The following is a 17,212-nucleotide window of genomic DNA, read 5'->3' on the forward strand; positions in this document are numbered from 1 at the left end:
AATAAGAAAAATCGTGTTCTTGATCGAGCACGATTTTTCATTTGGAGGAAATATATATGTTCACATATGAAGTTGTACAAGAAGGACTTACGGTAGAAGATTTACTACGCTCAAATTGGCGTTTAGGGAAAAAAATCGTTCATGAGCTACGCATGGCAAAGGCTGTAACTGTAAATGGTGAGCCGATTTTATGGAAAGATCCTTTAAAAGAAGGCACGATTTTAAATTTCGCATTTGAAATGCCAACATCAAACTATATACCGACTGATAGCTGCGATGTTACGATTCGCTATGAAGATGAGCATTGCTTAATCGTTTCGAAACCTAAAGGAATGGCGACACACCCTAATGAGGCAACAGACCGCAATACATGTATGAACCATGTTATGAAGCATATTCAAGATCAAGGTGGACAATATGCCGAACACGTACATCGTCTAGATCAAGGTACGAAAGGTTTACTACTCATTGCAAAACATCCTATTGCAAAATCAATTTTCGACCGCATGATTGAAGAAAAGACAATAACTCGCACATACGCTGCAGAAGTACAGGGCAATATTCGTTCGGACAGTGGTAAAATCAATGCATCCATTGGTAAAGACCGTCATCATAGCTCACGCCGTGTTGTTTCAGATAGCGGACAGCATGCCGTTACGCACTATGAAGTGATTAATCGCTATAAAGGCACTTGCGTTGTTCACTTAGTATTAGAAACAGGTCGCACGCATCAAATCCGTGTGCATATGGCGCATTTAGGTCACCCTATTGTTGGCGACATCATGTACGGTGCACGTGAAATAAGCTCTGGCGGTTACGAGCTTCATGCCATCCAACTTGAATTTGATCATCCGTTTTTAAATAAACTCATTGTTGTAAAAGACGTTTAAGTATGAAAAGAGGGAATCGCTAATTAAGCGACTCCCTCTTTTTTTCACGTTCAATAAATGCTACATCATAGCTCACTGCGGCATTATATAATTTTTGTTGCTCATCAGTCGTATATTGACCATTTTGCTCTATGACAAACTGCGTCCCATCGCGCATCGTAAATGTATACGAGCCAAAATCCCCTACTACATATTCATAAACGACTTCTTCAACATTTTCCCAAGCATAAACGCCCTTTTGCTCGTATTTTTTTATTACAATTTGCTCATTACTAATTAAATAATAACTCATTGACGAAATGTATAAAGTTGCGAATCCACCTATTAGGAAAAAGGCAAACAAGCTATACGTCACTTTATTGCGTTTAATAATCGGAATAATACATGCAATGATAAGTAAAATGCAGGCGATTATTATCCAGTAAAAATTATTTGGATTTGGATATAACACAATTCTTGCTGGATCAAAGTAAATGGTTTGCACAATGAATATTGGAAATAGCAAAACTAATAGCGGTGCGCTGATAACGACAAAAACTGCAGCAATTATAAAAAATAACTTTGGCGAAAAATCCTTGAACATCAAAATCCCCCCCTCGTATAATTTATATACGATCAAGAGGAACGGGAAGATTCAAAAAATTCTAAAATTAAAAGTCGAATTTAAAGTTGTCTGGATTTTGACCGAATCGTTCATCGCGATTAAGCGCATCCAATTGTGCCATCGTTTCATTTGATAATTCAAAATGGAATAGTTCTGTATTTTCTTTAATACGTGATGGTGTCACGGATTTTGGAATGATGATTACATCATGTTGCAAATGCCAACGTAAAATCACTTGCGCTGGTGTCACTTCATACTGTTTAGCAATCGCTTGAATCGTTGCATCATTCAATACATTTCCTCGCCCTAGCGGTGACCATGCCGTTACTGCAATATTTTGTTCCTTACAAAACGTTCGTAATGGCGCTTGAGTTAAATATGGATGCAACTCAATTTGATTGACCATTGGTGCCACATTTGCATTATTTAACAATGCCTGTAAATGATGCTCGTGATGATTTGATACACCCGGTACACGAATTAACTTTTCATCATACAAACGCTCAATCGCACGATACGTATCTTCAAATTTATCCAAAACAGGCCAATGCGTTAAATAAAGATCGACATAATCCATATTTAATTTTTTTAATGATGTTTCAAATGCTCGTAACGTATTGTCATAGCCTTGATCACTATTCCATACTTTTGTCGTCACAAAAATTTCGTCACGTGCAATATTAGAATTACGAATCGCCTCTCCTACCTCTTCCTCATTGTAGTAAAGTGCTGCCGTATCAATTGCACGATAGCCTAGATGAAGCGCCGTTGTAATTGCTTGTACTGCTTCTTCCTTGTCCGTCATTTTAAATACGCCTAGCCCTACAAGTGGCATTTCCACATCATTAGCAAGTGTGCGTTTCGATTGTAAATTCATTTAAATCCCTCCAAAGATTAGAATATTTCCATTATAACCTTTATTTAAACTTCTTTAAATCGAAGGAAAATAAGCATAATCACTTGCATCTTGGACAAAATACGAATAATATATTAATTGTTTTTTAAAATGTTCGTTTTTAGAAAGAAGGATTTTATGTTTAAATTAAAGGAAAATAATACAACCGTTAAAACAGAATTATTTGCTGGTTTAACAACATTTTTAACGATGGCTTATATTATCGTGGTCAATCCAATTATTTTGTCAGATGCCGGTGTGCCTATTGACCAAGTATTTATGGCGACAATTATTTCAGCAGTAATTGGTACAGTTTGGTTAGCAATTTTTGCAAACTATCCGATTGCCATTGCACCTGGTATGGGTTTGAACGCTTATTTTACTTATACGGTCGTACTTTCATCCAATGGGCAAATTGATTATATTACAGCATTTTCAGCTGTATTTATTGCCGGGATTATTTTCATATTACTGAGTTTAACACCTTTCCGTGAAAAATTAATTTCAGCTATTCCAGAAAACTTAAAGCTGGCGATTACGGCTGGGATTGGTTTATTCATCGCGTTTATCGGACTTCGCATGGCTAATATTATTGTAGCAAACGATTCGAATTTAGTGGCTCTTGGTGATTTAAGCTCTAGCTCAGTATTGCTAGCACTTTTTGGGCTAGCGGTGACAGTCGTTCTTATGGCTTTAAATGTGAATGGGGCTTTATTTATCGGTATGATTGCAACGACCATTGTTGCCCTTATGACAGGTCAGCTTCATATTGATAAAGTTGTAGCAGTACCACATTTGCCAGAAGGAATTTTAGTTTGGAACCCGGTTGAAGCATTTAGTCAGGTTATCCAGTTTGGTTTATATGGCGTTATTTTCTCATTTATTTTAGTTACTTTATTTGATACGACTGGGACAATGATTGGTGTCGCTAAGCAGGCTGGTATTTTAAAAGATGGCAAGCTTCCTCGCGCTCGCAAAGCATTGCTCGCAGATTCAATCGCTACAACTGCTGGTTCAATGCTAGGAACAAGTCCTACGACTGCTTACTTAGAATCAGGAGCTGGTGTGGCTGCTGGTGGCCGTACAGGATTAACTTCATTAACGGTTGCGGTACTTTTTCTTATTGCCTCATTTTTTGGACCGTTAGTAGCTTCCATTTCTGGCGTTGCAGCAATTACTTCTCCTGCACTAATTATTGTCGGGAGTTTAATGATTGGTGTCGTAAAAAATATTGAATGGCATAAATTCGAGGAGTCTTTCCCCGCGTTCTTAGTTATTTTAACGATGCCTTTAACAGCAAGTATTTCAACCGGTATTGCGCTTGGCTTCATTTCTTATCCATTGCTACAACTCGTTAAAGGACAAGGAAAGAAAGTTCACCCGCTCCTATATATATTTGCAATTTTATTCGTTATTCAACTTGTTTTCATGCCACATTAATTTCAAAAAAAGTACCCGTACACAGGGTCAACTTTAAAAACCCTCCAAAAGGAAATTTGGAGGGTTTTTTGTAGTTTACTAGAAAATATAAGTATATTTTAGTATAATTAAGTATACAGAAAATTCTTTCATCAGCATGAGGATTACTTTTTCTATTTCACTAACATTGATAGGGGAGTTGGTTAACTATGATGGATACGCAGTTAATTTTGACAGGATTTTTAAAACGAGCAGAGCGTTATTTTCCAAACAAGCAAATTATCTCACGTACAAGCCCAACAATAACACATCGCATTGCCTTTAAAGATTATGTAAAACGAACACGCCGTCTAGCAGATGCACTTAAAAATATCGGTATGACACGTGGTACGAAGGTTGGTACGTTCGGTTGGAACCACCACCGTCATTTAGAAGCTTATTTTGCGATTCCATGTAGTGGTGCCATTTTACACACAATTAATATTCGTTTAGCCCCCGAGCATATTGTATACATCATTAATCATGCTGAAGATGAAATTTTATTAATTGATGAAGATTTATTCCCGTTAGTTGAACCTGCTTTAGCACACTTAAAATCGGTGAAACATATTATCATAATGGGTGATAGTTTAGGTGTACCAACATCTAGTTTCCCAAATGTGCATAACTATGAGCAATTACTTCAGGAGGCAGATGAAAATTTCGAGTTTCCTGAAGATATAGATGAATATTCGCAAGCAGGTATGTGCTATACCTCTGCAACAACAGGCATGCCTAAAGGTGTTGTTTATACACACCGCAGTATTGTACTCCACAGTATAGCGCTTGGTCTTGCCGAATCCTTTGCTCTCAAGGAAAATGATGTTGCATTACCTGTAGTACCAATGTTCCATGTAAATGCTTGGGGCTTACCTTTTGCTGCCATAAACTATGGGGCAAATCTCGTATTACCAGGTCCTATGTTCACACCGGCTTTACTGCTTGATTTAATCGAACAAGAAAAAGTAACGCTTGCTGCAGGTGTTCCAACAATTTGGCTTGGCGTACTTGCTGAACAAGAAAGACAGGCGCGTGATTTATCTTCTCTTCGCCAAATTATTTCTGGTGGTTCCGCATCACCAAAAGGGTTAATCCAAGCATTTATTGAAAAATTAGGTGTTCCTTATGTGAATGCATATGGGATGACTGAAACTTCACCTTTAGTAAGTATGTCTCACCCAACATCTGAAATGGACAATTACTCAGCCGATGAACTATTAGATTTACGCGTAACGCAAGGTTTAACTTCTTCTTTAATTGAGACGGAAGTCGTAAATGAAAATGGTCCTGTTCCAAATGATGGTCAAACAATGGGTGAACTACGAATTCGCGGACCGTGGATTGCTTCCGAATATTATAAGGATGAGCGCACAGTTGACTCATTCCGTGATGGTTGGCTCTATACAGGAGATATCGCCGTCTTAACAAAAGAGGGCTATATTAAAATTACAGATCGTACAAAAGATTTAATTAAATCAGGCGGCGAATGGATTTCTTCGGTGGATTTAGAGAATGCCCTAATGTCTCATCCTGCCGTTTTTGAAGCAGCAGTTATCGCGGTACCACATCCAAAATGGCAAGAACGTCCACTTGCATGCGTTGTATTAAAAGAAAATGCACATGCAGGTAAAGACGAATTAATTGCGCATCTTGAAAACGATTTTGCGAAATGGTCCCTACCAGATGATGTTGTATTCTTAAAGGAAATTCCTAAAACATCCGTTGGGAAGTTTTTAAAGGCGAAGCTTCGTGAAGACTTAAAAGATTATGAAGTTCCACTTTGATAAATTCATTAAATGAGTAAAATGATATTCTTTCTTCTATAAATTTTCGTCAAAATTCATATAATATTAACAACAATTTAGAATAGCACATTAGCCACAAACTAATGTGCTATTCTACATCATTTTTTTTCCAATTTCTCTTCATTATCAAATTGCTGCGGATCTGGTATACGATTATGTTCTTCTAATTGTTGCTCATCTCGCAAATGCTCCATCTGTTTTCCAAGCAATTTTAAATCCTCAAATGTATTAACCATATTTCCATTTACAATTTCGTCCTTGTTTTTCATTGAACCGCCTCCCTTCTATTAATGTTCCCATTTTTTTCTTTTTCGAACCATTTTTGCCACAATATTAGGTAGTAAATCAAAATAGTTTGAGCTATACTGATTAGAGAAATAGCAAAAACATGAGGAGGTTTCTTCCATGAAATTAATTTTAATTTTAGGTATTTGCGTAGCGTTCTTAACTGCAATCTTTACTGCCGGTTATGATAGCAAACCATTCTCAAAAGAAAACTAATAGTCAATGATTAGTTTTCACTAAAGGACAATCGTAACTTATTACGATTGTCTTTTTTGTTACTAAAATTACACGTGGTTTTTTAATTTGATTTTTTTAATCACATATACTATATTAGTTACATAAAGTAAGTTGATTACAAAATACAAGTACAATTAAAAGGAGATTTACTCATGAGAAAACATTTTCATAAAAAGCCAAACATGTACACATCACATGTCCAATTAAAAGTTTCGAATTTAACACGTTCTATCGAATATTACACAACAATTATTGGCTTTAAAGTACTTGAGCAAACTGCCGATATCGCTTATTTAACGGCTGATGGCAAAACAAGTTTAGTCTCTTTAATAGAAATACAAAATGCACAGCCTTTACGCGAAGGCTTTACAGGACTTTACCACCTTGCTTTACTATTACCTACTCGTAAAGATTTAGGAAACATCGTTCAGCATTTTGTTGAATTAAATGTTCGTCTTGGCGCATCCGATCATGATGTTTCAGAGGCACTTTATTTAAATGACCCAGATGGCAATGGGATTGAAATTTATGTGGACCGCGACGAATCTGAGTGGACTTGGAACGAAGATGGTACCGTACAAATGACGACAGATCGTCTTAACTTCCAGCCAATTTTAGCAACAGCAGATGAAAAATGGGATGGACTTCCTCAAGAAACGGTGATGGGTCACGTTCACCTATCTGTGGCTAATCTTCCACAATCTGAAAATTTTTATACAAATGTATTAGACTATCGTGTTGTTGCACGTTACGGAGCTCAAGCATTATTTATTTCAACAGGTCAATATCACCATCATTTCGGGTTAAACACATGGCAAAGCGCCAATGGACAAGTACCTACTGCAAACATGGTTGGCCTCAATTCATTTACAATCGTATTAAATGATGAACAAATTGCCGCAAAAATAAAACAAGAACTTGCAACAAACGGCTATAACACTGAAACGTATGACGCCGCGCCAAAATTCGGTGGGCAACAAGCTTTTTCAACCATGGATCCAAACGGTTTACGGATCATCTTCACAATGGATGGTGAGTAGTTGTTCCGACTATTCTCTTAAGCCTTGAGCGAAATCAGTTTTTTTCCATAAAATTTCTGAAACCTTTTCCTCCATTCGACGTATATAATAGTAATTAGACTGATTGGAGGAATTCATTTGTCACTTTTTAATAAAGTATTAGCAAGTGTCGGTATCGGCGCAACTACGGTGGATACAAAGCTGCACAAGGTAAACTATACAATTAACGAAAATATTACAGGTGTAGTTGAAATTGTCGGGGGCAATGTTGAGCAACAAATTGATGCGATTTATTTATCCTTATATACGAACTACACGCGTGAAATTAACGATACAAAAGTTTCGGAAAACGCATTATTAAAGAATCTTAAAATTAATGAACCCTTTACAATTCAACCAAATGAAAAACGAGAAATCCCATTTTCTTTTGAATTACCAGCAGCCATCCCTGTGACAACTGGACAATCCCGTGTTTGGATTCATACAGGCCTAGATATTAAAAATGCGGTTGATCCAACAGATAAAGATTTTATTGATATTCAGCCTACGCGTCTAGCAAGCAACGTATTATCTGCTATTCAAAATTTAGGCTTCCGTCTTCGCAAAGTAGACAATGAGCAAGCGCCTACCTATTTACGTAACCGTGCGCCCATTGTACAAGAGTTTGAATTTACACCGACAAATAATACGTATCGCCGGTATCTAGAGGAACTTGAAGTAATCTTCTTAGATCAAACATCGAAATCCGTTGAAATTTTATTGCAAGTGGATAGACGTGCCCGCGGTTTAGGTAGCTTTTTATCAGAAGCTTTTGATATGGATGAAAGCTTTATTCGCTTAACATTATTTGAAAACGATAATATCTCAGCAAAAATCTCTCAAGCAATTGAAAATAAAATGCGCTAAAACAAAAGGCATGAGGAGCAAAAATATTTGCGCTCCTCATGCCTTCTCTGATTATTTTAACCCTGGATAATTTTGCTGACGTAATGCTTCATAAATTACAATTGCTGCGGTATTAGATAAATTTAACGAACGTATATGATCACTTTGTGGAATACGTAAACACATATTTGCACGCTGTTCGGCAAAATCTTTCGGTAAGCCTGTCGTTTCTCTGCCAAACATAAAATAAATATCACGCGTAACATCACTAAAATCATGCGTTGTAAACGGCTCATCGCTATACGTTTCAATTAAATAAACATCGCCATCTTTACTATATTCAATAAAATCCTCTAGTGAATCATGGTACACCACATTCACATGCTCCCAATAGTCCAATCCAGCACGTTTCAACATTTTATCATCTGTTGAAAAGCCTAACGGACGGATTAAATGAAGTGATGTATTTGTCCCGGCACATGTTCTTGCAATATTTCCCGTATTCGCAGGAATTTCTGGTTGGTATAAAACAATATGATTTGGCACTTTTTATATCCTTCTTTCTACATTTGTTAACATGGCTAGCCCTTTTTCGATTTCTGCTAGCACTTCTTCGTCTTGCTCTTTTATTTGAGCGGCCAGTAAAGCTTCATTCGCATCTTCTGACCCAATTTTACCAATTGCCCACGCAGCAGTTCCACGTATAACAGGACGCTCATCTTTTAGCATGAGCTCAATTAAATCGGGCACTGCACTTTCTTCCTTAAAATGAGCCAGTGCTATAATCGCGTTTCGTTGAATTGGTTTCTTTCCACGCCAAGAGCCCGATACATGTCCGAACTTCGCTTTAAATTCTTTATTGGAAATTGATAGTAATGGTTGTAATAACGGCTTTGCCAGCTCTGGATCGGGTGTAAATTCATCGTGAATCCAATTAAGCTTGCCTTTATTTTTGGGGCAAACGGTTTGGCAAGTATCACAGCCATACAGCCGGTTCCCAATTTTCGTTCGAAATTCATCCGGTAAAAAGCCTTTTGTTTGCGTTAAAAAAGCGATACAACGCTGGGAATTTAACTGTCCAGGAGCTACTATGGCACCGGTTGGACAAACATCGATACATAGCGTACATTCCCCACATTCATCTTCCATCGGCATATCTGGTGCAAACGGGATATTCGTCATGATTTCGCCTAAGTAAACATATGAGCCGAATTCAGGGGTAATAATCGAACAGTTTTTTCCGCTCCAGCCAATTCCAGCGCGCTGTGCAACGGCACGATCCACAAGCTCTCCTGTATCAACCATGGATTTTGTCTTCACAGAAGGCACTCTCTCTCGTAGCCAAGCCTCAATCAATTGAAGCCGTTCGCGTACTGCCGTATGATAATCAACACCCCAAGATGCGCGGCAAAATACGCCTCTGCGCGCTCCCTTTTTCCCTTGAGGGGCGTCGTTCATTCGCGAAGGATACGCTAGTGCAATTGCCACAATACTTTCTGCTCCGTCCAGTAATTTTAAAGGCACTGTACGAAGTTCTACATCAGACTCCTCAAAACCCGACTGAAAGCTAAGCTCTTGCTGACGACGCAAACGATTTTTCAATTCATGAAAGGGGGCAGCAGTAGTAAAACCTATTTTATCGACACCGATTGATTTAGCATATTCGATTAATTCAGCCTGAAGCTGATGGACTTTCATTTCATTCTCTCCTAACAAATGGTACAATTAATTAATGAATAATAAACAAAAAACAGGTGATGTATATGAATATTTCTATCAATCAATCACTATTCACTATGAATGACCAGTTTAAAATTGGTCTTATTCATTATAACAAAATTGTTGTGGCAGAATCTCCTCAAATGATTAAAGGACGCACACAGTTATATCAAGAACATTTATTTTTAGACTTGCAAGATAGTCCATTAACCGAACGCCCTGGCATTCAAGAATGGCGCAAACTTTGGAAGTTTTTTGGTGCAGATCCAAATCGCTACCGTCATTCAGCGGAAAGTCTTATGCGCCGTATCGCAAAACAAAATTATTTAACACCTTTTCATTCGGCTGTTGATTTGAATAATTTCTTTTCACTGCAATATGAAATTCCGATTGGTATTTACGACATCGCTACAATTCAAGATCCTATCGAAATTGCTCTTGGGGATGAAAATACAGGCTATGATGGGTTGAATGGTCGGTATAATGCATTAACAAACATCCTTTACTCAAAAGATAAGCTAGGCGCTTTTGGCAGTCCGTTTGTTGATTCAAGTCGCACAGCCGTTACCGAAAAAACAACTGATGCGCTCCAAATATTTTATTTGCGACCTTCTTTATCCGTGGATGATTGTGAGCAGTTACTTGCAACAGCTGGTAAAATGTTTACACAAGTAAATGGAGGAGATTTTAAAGTCTCTCTTCTATCCTTTCACAACCAATCAACTACATATTAAGGAGTGATTTCCATGGCAATCAATTTAGCAGAAGCTGTGAAGCTAAAAAGTATTTTAACTAAAAAAATCCAAGAACTAACTTCCTCTGTTCACCAAGTGTCCCATACGATTATTGAAAAAGGGGAACAGCCTGTAAAGCCTGAATATACACTTGAAATGATCGAAGCTGAACTAAAGGAGATTCGAAAAGATTCTCGTAAGCTGGATTCCCTTATATATCGTGCAAATATTGACAACACGATTTTATTTAAAGATGAGGTAATGCCTATTGTGGAAGCAATTGAGCTTGCGATACAATTGCGTGCAGAGGCTGCCTTTTGTAAGCAGCTAGGTATGACCGAGAAAGAATCCTATTATCATAGCTCTGGTGAAACAATTCTTTATAATGTTGCACTTTTTGACCCGATGCATTATCGTAATCAATCAAATGAACTCGAAAAAGAAGCCCATCGTTTATCCAACTTAATTAACGCAAAAAATTATCAAGTTGAAATTGAATTTGATGATAGCAAATATTTTTAAACTCTACTCGGTGCGGTGAGACTCCAAACCGAGTAATAACGAGTGTATCCTTTGCCTTTAAAGCAATTAACTAGTAAAACCAATGACTTATTAACATTTACCTCTGTTACCTTTTACCAATGACCAACTATTGTAAAAGCAAACAACAATTAGATGATGATTTTCCTATATACACTCGTTATTGAGAAGGACCTACCCCGCGCTAAATAGTGTGAGGTAGGTCCTTTCTTATATGCTAAATGTTGATACTTAAATTTTTCGATATAATTAATTAAGCCTTACAAAGATGTAGTTGACATGGCATCTCCTCCAACAAAATGATTTATTCTACCCCAGGTAAAATACGTAATGTTTTTTCATTTGCGTCTAAAATAACATCTACGCCAAGTGGTATTCCTATATTGGGTTCACAGTGACCTATTTGGAAACCTGCTAAAGCGGGTTTGTTCAGCGGCTTTAAATAATGCTCCAACAATTGGATGACATCTTCCTCTGTTTCATTTGGACTTGGCAGTTTAAAATTCCCAATGACAAATCCTGCGACTTGCTCTAACTTTCTTGCTAAACGCAAATGGTTCAACATCCCGTCAATTTGCTCTAATGACTCTCCTATATCTTCTATTAAAAGAATTTTCCCACGCATATCTAGTTCAAATTTCGTACCTAACATACTAACAATGCGATTTAAGTTACCACCTATCATTTCGCCTCTAACCGTGCCCTCGACAATTGTATGTAACGGCGAAATTTGTTCATCATACTGAATTTCAATCGGTGTGAAGAGCTGCTGGAACATTTTTTTCGATAATTCATCTAACTCCCCTTTAGATCTTGCTAACATCGGTCCGTGGAATGTCACTAAGTTTGCATAGTCATTGACCGTTGTATGTAGCAGGGTCACATCTGAAAAGCCCCAAATAATTTTCGGATTTTCTTCAATTAATGGGTAGCTAATTTTATCAATAATTCGACCTAAGCCATAACCACCTTTCACACAAAAAATGGCCTTCACCTCTTTATCTTGAATCATCGCATGTAAATCCTGGACACGCTCCGCATCCGTACCCGCTAAATAACCCTCATACGGCTGAATCGTATTTCCAAGCTTATAGCGCAAGCCTAATTCATCTAAAAATGCTAATTGTTGCCCAATCTTCTCCATATTTAAAGGGCTGCTTAATGCAACAAGCCCTACTGTATCTCCAATTTGTAATCTGGCAGGACGGATTTTCATAGTTATTGCCTCCTTTTACTTTTATGGCTATTGTATCATAGCGAATTATGTAAAGTGCGTTGCAAATAACTCATGCAGCCCACTCTACTTAATTGGATATTCTAAAATCGAATTAGAAAAGGAGTGCCTCATTCAGCACTCCTTTTTCACTGTCATTATTTTACGCCTGTATAAATTACTGTAACATCTTTATGATTGTGTAACGCGCTTGCTGGGAAGTCCGTTGTGATTTCACCACTGCGCAAACGATCAAATGCTTCTTGTTTTGATGCACCTGATATTAATAGCACTACTTTTTTTGCATTCATAATTGTTCGAATCCCCATCGTAATTGCATGCGTAGGAACATCATCAATTGTATCAAAATAGATTTGATTGGCCTCACGTGTTGATTGTGTCAACTCAACCATATTTGTCTCTAACTCAAACGCTGTACCCGGCTCATTAAATCCGATATGACCATTAACTCCAATTCCTAATAACTGAATATCAACGCCACCCGCCGCAGCAATTGCAGCATCATATTCTGCAGTAGCTGTCGCTATTTCTTTTGGGTTGCCCGTTGGCACATGAATATTTTCACGCTTCATATCAATATAATTGAATAAATTCTCATCCATAAAGTAGTGATAACTTGCTTCATTATTAGGCATAATCCCAATATATTCATCTAAATTAAATGATTTCGCCTCAGCAAATGATAGTTCCCCAGCTTGATACGCTTTTACTAATTCCTTATAAAAGCCTTCTGGTGTACTACCCGTCGCCATTCCAAAAACACTTGTCTTCACTAGCTTTAATTGCTCTTTAAAAATAGTCGCAGCAATTTTGCTCATTTCTTCATAATTTGCTGCTTCAATCCACTTCATATTTGTAGTCACACTTGCCATTTATTTCCCAACTTTCTTCATGTTTTATGTAATTTATCTTCGTTTAGTCGGTGTTCAAACACTCACTAGAAGATAAAGTCTCAGGCGGATGTCACAGATTTTGAAGAGAGTTAATTGTGCAAGTACAATTCAAAATCTGGACGCAATTACGCCAAGGCGTAATTGATATTGTATTAAAAAAGTCACATATCCATTTTAAATTCAATCTTATTTTCACTATTTTTTTCCTTTAATAACTATCTTAATTTTATCGGAAGTTTTCATATTTCGCTACAAAAAGCTATAACAATTATTTCTAACTAGTAAAATGTACAAACTTGTTACTCAATATCCAATAATGCTGTAATTCTCAAAAAGCCTTTTATTTTGACTATGTTCTAGTAAATAATCTCATTCATAAATTAGGCTCTTTGAAAATAATTCTCAATTACTCATTGATATTCTCAATTGACTTTGATAGTATTAGTGATATTGAAAATCATTATCAATTAAAGGTGGTATATTTATGAAAAAATTTGCAGGTATCGGTATGGTAGCCGCACTCACTTTGGCGCTTTATGGCTGTTCAGAGAACGAAGTAGAAAATGTGGGCTCTGCTGAAACAAATACACAAGAACAACAACCGAATGAAAATAATGTAAATAAAACTGCATTTGAAGATGGTGTAGATGAAAAAGAATTCCAGGAAGCGTTAGCGGCTTTTCCTGAGACGGTACCTAGTAAAATTGTTACAACCTCGGTCCCTTTAACAGAAATGCTTCACCTATTAGATATTGTTCCCGTAGGTGTTCCAACTTCAACAAATCCAATTCCAACTGATTTTGACTCAATTACACGAGTGGGTTCACCAATGGCTCCAGATTTAGAAGTCATTTCAAATTTACAAACCGAATTAATTGTCGGTGCAGCATCGTTAAAAGATTCTCTTGATAAAGCTTTAGAAGGTATGAATTTACCTACAGCTTATTTACCTACCGATTCATATGAAGACTTAAAATTAAGCTTTAAAGTGTTAGGTACTTACTTCGGCAAAGAAAAAGAAATGAATGAAATATTACAAACGATCGTAGCCAAAGAGCAAGAATTAGAAAAACAGGCCGCTGGTAAAGAACTCCCTTCTGTTATGTTAGTGATCGGTACTTCTGATTCATTCATGGTGATGAATGATAAATCTTACTTAGGTAGCCTAGTAGAGCGTCTTGGGGCAGAAAATATTGCGACGTCTATATTAAAGACCGATTCAACATACTCAACCCTTAATTTAGAAGAAATTGTTGTTGCAGACCCTGATATGATTTTTGTGTTAGCTTCAGGTGATCACGGAGCAAATGAGGATAAATTCAAACAAGAAATTGCCAATAATAGCGCATGGACACAATTATCTGCCTATAAAAATGATAATATCCATTTCCTTGATTACAGTATTTTCGGGGTAACATCTATTGCCAATGTCGACACAGCATTAACAACAATTGCAGATTATTTCTATAAATAGGATGAGGAAGATTTCATGATAAAGTCAACAAGAAGCCGTGCAATTGTTATCATCACCTTTGTATTAGCCCTCCTACTAACAATTGTCTCGATTGGATTAGGGAGTGTACATATTTCCATTCCAGATATTTTAAAAACGATCGCGAATGGCCGTGAAGAGGGAATTTTCACAACAATCATTTGGGATATTCGTCTTCCACGTGTTTTATTAGCACTAATTATTGGAGCCAACATTGCAATTTCAGGAGCACTACTACAAGCCGTCATGGGCAATCCACTTGCAGATCCTGGTCTTACTGGAGTAACAAGTGGTGCAGCTGCATTTGTTCTACTTATTATGCTAGCTAAACCAGAATATATCCAGCTGATTCCTGTTGCTGCATTTGTTGGTGGGATTATTGCCGCAAGCATTGTTTACGCACTTGCATGGCGCAAAACTGGGATTACTCCGATTACCATTATTTTATCTGGTGTAGCAGTAAATGCTTTATGTGGCGGGATTATTAGCTTTTTATCTATCATGTATAGTGACCGACTTCCTTCAGCTGTCCAATGGCTAAATGGTAGCCTAGCAGCAAAAGGACATGCCGCACTTCAAATGATATATGTGTACGCCATTATTGGATGGATTTTATCAATATTTGCTATTAGAAAAGCAAATATTATCCGGTTGGGAGACCAAGTAGCAGTTAATTTAGGGGAAAATGTGACCCGTATTCGTATTGTCCTGTCCATTTTAGCTGTATTTTTAGCGGCCATTTCAGTAGCAGCCATTGGTATGATTGGTTTTGTTGGTTTAATTGTTCCGCATATGGCGCGTTTATTAGTTGGCTCAGATTATAAATATATGCTGCCAATGAGTATGGCTATGGGAGCAATACTTTTATTAATAGCCGATACAGCCGGGCGAACTTTATTTGCCCCACTAGATATTCCAGCAGGGATTATTATGTCTGTCATTGGTGGTCCTTACTTTTTATATTTAATGAGAAAGAAGGCATTTTAATGTTAAAAATTGAACAGCTCTCCATTCGTTATGATCAAAAAGAAGTTGTCCATAATTTTTCATTTGATGTTCAAAAAGGAGAAATATTATCGATTATCGGACCAAATGGCTCTGGTAAATCTACCATTTTAAAAGCCGTTGCCCGTATGCTTCCATATAGCTCCGGAACCATTATGTTTGATCGAAATAATATGCGTGATTTAGCATCAAAAGAAATCGCAAAGAAAATGTGCATATTAAGTCAGCGTAATCAAGCCCCTTCAGATATTACAGTTCGAAATTTAGTAGCCTATGGTCGTTATCCACATAAAAAGTGGTTTGAACGTTTAAACGATGAAGATTACGCGATTGTCGATTGGGCGCTTGAAAAAACACATTTAACTCATTATCAAGATCAATCCATTGCCGCTTTATCTGGTGGCGAATCTCAGCGTGCTTGGATTGCAATGGCATTGGCTCAAAAACCCGAGATTTTATTACTAGACGAACCAACAACTTATTTAGATATTGCACACCAGCATGAAATCTTAGAATTAATACGTGAGCTGAATCGTGAAACCGGTTTGACTGTTGTTATGGTACTTCATGACCTCAATCAAGCATCTAGCTATAGTGACCGAATTGTCGTTGTTAAAGATGGACATTGTGTACAGATCGGGACACCCAATGAAGTCATGACTGAACAAATGATTCAGTCCACTTATAAAATGGAGGCGGAAATTCAACACGTTATTTGGGATTCTGCCCCTCGAATTCAATTAAAGAATACCGTGAAAAGTTAGGAGAATTATGATGAAAACAACAATTGATTTAATTCAAATCCGCTCAGATTATGAAGCATTTTTACAACGAAAAAAAAGCCTAATGTTAAGCTTTGTCACGCCAGAAGGTCAAGCATTTAGTAGCTCAGCAGCATTTGTCCAAGTAAATGGCAAGTTTTATGTTTATGTAAGCCATATCGCAGACCATTACCAACTCCTAGAGCAAAACGATATAGTGGATGTATTATTTGTAGCAGACGAAGCTGTTACGCAAAATCATTTTGCAACTGAACGTGCTCGCTGGCAATGTGCCCCTAAAAACTTAGGTAACGAAGGTCATGAAGAAGTATTCGAAGCATTTGATGCCGTACACAGTAAGAAAATGATGCAACTATTACGCACATTAGATTTCTCACTATTTGAACTAACACCACTCAAAGGGCGCTATGTTGTAGGATTCGGAAAGGCATTTGACATTGATTTTGCCGAAGATACATTAACACATGTAGTCATTGATAAAAAGAAATAACGAGTTGAACAGCTAAAAGTATCGATTAGTTGATAGTTAAGTAACTTCTAAGATCTGAGTTCGGTAATCCACCGAGCTTAGGTCTTTTAGTTTTTCCTTCATTGGTTTGTGGTTGTTATAGTGAATTTAGTCTTTATGCATATAACATAGCCGATTTTGGACGTAAATTAACACAAGAGAGCAATTGATTGTATAAGCTATAGAAACTCTCTCTACACGCTTCCTATCTCTGAATCTTCAACTCT

Annotated in this window: 18 protein-coding genes; 11 read left to right on the forward strand and 7 right to left on the reverse strand. The window is 37.2% G+C overall.

Features of this window, described 5'->3' with window-relative positions:
* The first annotated feature begins 56 nt into the window (after positions 1–56).
* Entirely contained in the window at positions 57–890 is an 834-nt protein-coding gene (locus CSE16_RS18250; RefSeq protein WP_099425212.1) for an RluA family pseudouridine synthase, read from the forward strand.
* Positions 891–909: 19 nt separating this feature from the next.
* Here CSE16_RS18250 and CSE16_RS18255 read toward each other — a convergent pair whose 3' ends face one another.
* Positions 910–1,473, reverse strand: coding sequence for a hypothetical protein (locus tag CSE16_RS18255; RefSeq protein ID WP_099425213.1), 564 nt, complete (start codon positions 1,471–1,473; stop codon positions 910–912).
* A 67-nt stretch (positions 1,474–1,540) separates the two neighbouring features.
* Positions 1,541–2,371 carry an aldo/keto reductase gene (locus CSE16_RS18260; protein WP_099425214.1) on the reverse strand — a complete coding sequence of 277 codons (831 nt, stop codon included), beginning with the start codon at positions 2,369–2,371 and terminating at the stop codon, positions 1,541–1,543.
* Positions 2,372–2,527: 156 nt separating this feature from the next.
* On the opposite strand from CSE16_RS18260, the gene CSE16_RS18265 reads away from it, so the two are divergent.
* A complete protein-coding gene (locus tag CSE16_RS18265; protein WP_099425215.1) occupies positions 2,528–3,829 on the forward strand; it encodes an NCS2 family permease in 1,302 nt (433 codons plus the stop codon).
* Positions 3,830–4,017: 188 nt separating this feature from the next.
* On the forward strand, positions 4,018–5,631 hold the full coding sequence (locus CSE16_RS18270; RefSeq protein WP_099425216.1) for a long-chain fatty acid--CoA ligase: 1,614 nt from the start codon (positions 4,018–4,020) through the stop codon (positions 5,629–5,631).
* Between the two features lie 119 nt (positions 5,632–5,750).
* Here the strand turns inward: CSE16_RS18270 and CSE16_RS18275 are convergent, their stop codons facing one another.
* Complete coding sequence (locus CSE16_RS18275) at positions 5,751–5,921, reverse strand: hypothetical protein (protein WP_099425217.1); 171 nt, start codon at positions 5,919–5,921, stop codon at positions 5,751–5,753.
* A gap of 405 nt (positions 5,922–6,326) precedes the next feature.
* Between CSE16_RS18275 and CSE16_RS18280 the strand changes: the two genes are divergently transcribed.
* Both CSE16_RS18280 and CSE16_RS18285 read left to right on the forward strand, forming a co-directional pair.
* Positions 6,327–7,214, forward strand: a complete 888-nt coding sequence (locus tag CSE16_RS18280; RefSeq protein ID WP_099425218.1) for a VOC family protein — start codon at positions 6,327–6,329, stop codon at positions 7,212–7,214.
* A gap of 117 nt (positions 7,215–7,331) precedes the next feature.
* The gene (locus CSE16_RS18285) at positions 7,332–8,099 is read left to right on the forward strand and encodes a sporulation protein (protein WP_099425219.1); all 768 of its coding nucleotides are present in this window, start codon (positions 7,332–7,334) and stop codon (positions 8,097–8,099) included.
* A gap of 51 nt (positions 8,100–8,150) precedes the next feature.
* On the opposite strand, the gene trmL is transcribed toward CSE16_RS18285, so the two are convergent.
* Together trmL and queG are read right to left on the reverse strand one after the other, a co-directional pair.
* Entirely contained in the window at positions 8,151–8,624 is a 474-nt protein-coding gene (gene trmL / locus CSE16_RS18290) for a tRNA (uridine(34)/cytosine(34)/5-carboxymethylaminomethyluridine(34)-2'-O)-methyltransferase TrmL (protein WP_057987170.1), read from the reverse strand.
* A 3-nt stretch (positions 8,625–8,627) separates the two neighbouring features.
* Positions 8,628–9,776, reverse strand: coding sequence for a tRNA epoxyqueuosine(34) reductase QueG (gene queG / locus CSE16_RS18295; RefSeq protein ID WP_099425220.1), 1,149 nt, complete (start codon positions 9,774–9,776; stop codon positions 8,628–8,630).
* 65 nt (positions 9,777–9,841) lie between these two features.
* Between queG and CSE16_RS18300 the strand changes: the two genes are divergently transcribed.
* Both CSE16_RS18300 and CSE16_RS18305 read left to right on the forward strand, forming a co-directional pair.
* The gene (locus tag CSE16_RS18300) at positions 9,842–10,531 is read left to right on the forward strand and encodes a B3/B4 domain-containing protein (RefSeq protein ID WP_099425221.1); all 690 of its coding nucleotides are present in this window, start codon (positions 9,842–9,844) and stop codon (positions 10,529–10,531) included.
* A gap of 12 nt (positions 10,532–10,543) precedes the next feature.
* Entirely contained in the window at positions 10,544–11,053 is a 510-nt protein-coding gene (locus CSE16_RS18305; protein WP_099425222.1) for a DIP1984 family protein, read from the forward strand.
* 322 nt (positions 11,054–11,375) lie between these two features.
* Here the strand turns inward: CSE16_RS18305 and CSE16_RS18310 are convergent, their stop codons facing one another.
* Both CSE16_RS18310 and nagB read right to left on the reverse strand, forming a co-directional pair.
* A complete protein-coding gene (locus tag CSE16_RS18310; protein ID WP_099425223.1) occupies positions 11,376–12,287 on the reverse strand; it encodes a S66 peptidase family protein in 912 nt (303 codons plus the stop codon).
* Between the two features lie 155 nt (positions 12,288–12,442).
* Positions 12,443–13,156, reverse strand: a complete 714-nt coding sequence (nagB, locus tag CSE16_RS18315) for a glucosamine-6-phosphate deaminase (RefSeq protein ID WP_099425880.1) — start codon at positions 13,154–13,156, stop codon at positions 12,443–12,445.
* Positions 13,157–13,682: 526 nt separating this feature from the next.
* Here nagB and CSE16_RS18320 point away from each other — a divergent pair.
* The 4 genes from CSE16_RS18320 to CSE16_RS18335 are packed head-to-tail and all read left to right on the forward strand — an operon-like array spanning position 13,683 to position 16,967.
* Positions 13,683–14,672, forward strand: coding sequence for an ABC transporter substrate-binding protein (locus CSE16_RS18320; RefSeq protein ID WP_099425224.1), 990 nt, complete (start codon positions 13,683–13,685; stop codon positions 14,670–14,672).
* A 15-nt stretch (positions 14,673–14,687) separates the two neighbouring features.
* Positions 14,688–15,677 carry a FecCD family ABC transporter permease gene (locus tag CSE16_RS18325; RefSeq protein WP_099425225.1) on the forward strand — a complete coding sequence of 330 codons (990 nt, stop codon included), beginning with the start codon at positions 14,688–14,690 and terminating at the stop codon, positions 15,675–15,677.
* Entirely contained in the window at positions 15,677–16,459 is a 783-nt protein-coding gene (locus CSE16_RS18330) for an ABC transporter ATP-binding protein (RefSeq protein ID WP_099425226.1), read from the forward strand. Before CSE16_RS18325 ends, CSE16_RS18330 begins: the two co-directional genes overlap by 1 nt.
* 10 nt (positions 16,460–16,469) lie before the next feature.
* Entirely contained in the window at positions 16,470–16,967 is a 498-nt protein-coding gene (locus CSE16_RS18335) for a pyridoxamine 5'-phosphate oxidase family protein (RefSeq protein ID WP_099425227.1), read from the forward strand.
* Positions 16,968–17,212: the final 245 nt, after the last annotated feature.

Source organism: Solibacillus sp. R5-41, assembly GCF_002736105.1.
Classification (GTDB): domain Bacteria; phylum Bacillota; class Bacilli; order Bacillales_A; family Planococcaceae; genus Solibacillus.